Annotated in this window: 1 protein-coding gene; it reads right to left on the minus strand. The window is 61.4% G+C overall.

The genetic code is table 11. From position 1 onward, the window contains the following. Positions 1–898, minus strand: an 898-nt coding sequence (locus tag AC07CM_RS50910; protein ID WP_478883361.1) for a reverse transcriptase N-terminal domain-containing protein, incomplete at its 3' end; no start/stop codon positions are given. Between the last annotated feature and the right edge of the window lie 673 nt (positions 899–1,571).

Consider the following 1,571-nt stretch of genomic DNA (forward strand, 5'->3'; position numbering starts at 1 on the left):
GGTCGTCGGCGTACCTGACCAGGACCGGGGAATTCGGCATCGTTTCCCCGACGTATTTTCCAGAGGTGCGATAGCGAACTCCAGCGGCCTGTTCCATGCCATGCAAGGCCACGTTCATCAGCGCGGGACTGATCACACCGCCTTGGGGCGTTCCCGCCTCGGTCGGAGAGAACCAACCGTCCTCGATAACACCGGCCTTCAGCCACCCGGCAACCATTCTCCTGGCGGGGAAATTGCCGAGCATCTCTAGAAGGTGGCGGTGGTCGATTCGGTCGAATGCCGCTGCCAGATCGGCGTCTAGCGCCCACAACCGCTTTGCATTCCTGCCTTTGGCGGTCGTGTAGATAGCAGCTATCGCGTCATGACAACCGCGCCCGGGGCGAAATCCGTATGACTTCGCCTCGAAACGCGCTTCCCACTCGGGCTCCAGCGCATTGGCCGCCAGAGCTTGAAAACCTCTGTCGACAATGACGGGAATTCCGAGCGGGCGCTTCTTTCCGTTGGCCTTGGGTATATACACGCGCCTGACGGCCTTGGGTTCCCACGAGCCGAAGCGACTCTGTATCCCCTCGGCCATTTTAGCTTTGACCTCAGGGAGCCGTACAACTTTCCCGTCGATACCCGCCGTCATGCGACCAGCATTGACCTCCGTGACCCGCCGCACACTTGCCAGTGCGTTGGCGCGGGACCGGAGGATCAACTTCTGTAGATTGCGGACCTTCTTCAGGTCCCCCGCCTTCGATGCCGTGAAGATGCGCTGCCGAAGTCGCCGTACGTCGTCCTCGACCTGCCGCCAGTTGACGGACTCCCAGTCAAGGACGTCGCCCTCAGGTCCGTTCACCGTCCCGGCGGTAGCCGACGAGGAAGCCTCGACCGCCTGCGCCTTGTTGGTGTCCAACTTGCCCCTCGGTTCCAGAGTCATTGGTCATCGGTTCTCCACAGGCCCACCTGATCCACGTCAGCACCCTTTCAGGTCGGAACATGCGTCCCTATCCGGCCAGTTATTCGGGAACCACTGACGGAGGGGCCAGTATGCGGTTCCCGGGTTCCTGCTGCCTTTCGGCCACCGGCGTTCGCTTGTTGGATCATCCTTCCCCCGCTGAGGATTTCAGCTTTCCTTGCGGTCGGCCTACCGAACGTGTACTAACTGTTCGGACCTCATCGGGATTTTCACGTTCCACACGGGTGAGATACGGCCGGGTTGGGTGCCCCCTCTACTCCGGGACGGTGGTGCTCTCCCAGCTGAAATCGTATATTCAGCTGGCACCCGCCGCTTTCCAGCGGCCAGTCCTATACCTCTCTGGAGCATTCCACCTGGAGAGGCTGACTCTAACGAAGCACTCAGTCAGGGGTTCAAGTCCTTCACCCGTCCGGCCATTCCCCTTGCCTGTAGCCCCCGGATGGAACGAAGGCCCTTGGGCTTTTCTCCTCATGCTTCAGACCCCGCAGTTACCCGCGACGCCCGTGAGGACGGGGACAGGCTCTTGAGCACTGGCCTGGGACTACGTCACCGACATCAGCCGGCCCTCCCATCTACGTATCCACTCACTCCGAGCGGCCTCGTGCCGCAC

It is taken from the genome of Streptomyces sp. NPDC044061 (assembly GCF_056434305.1).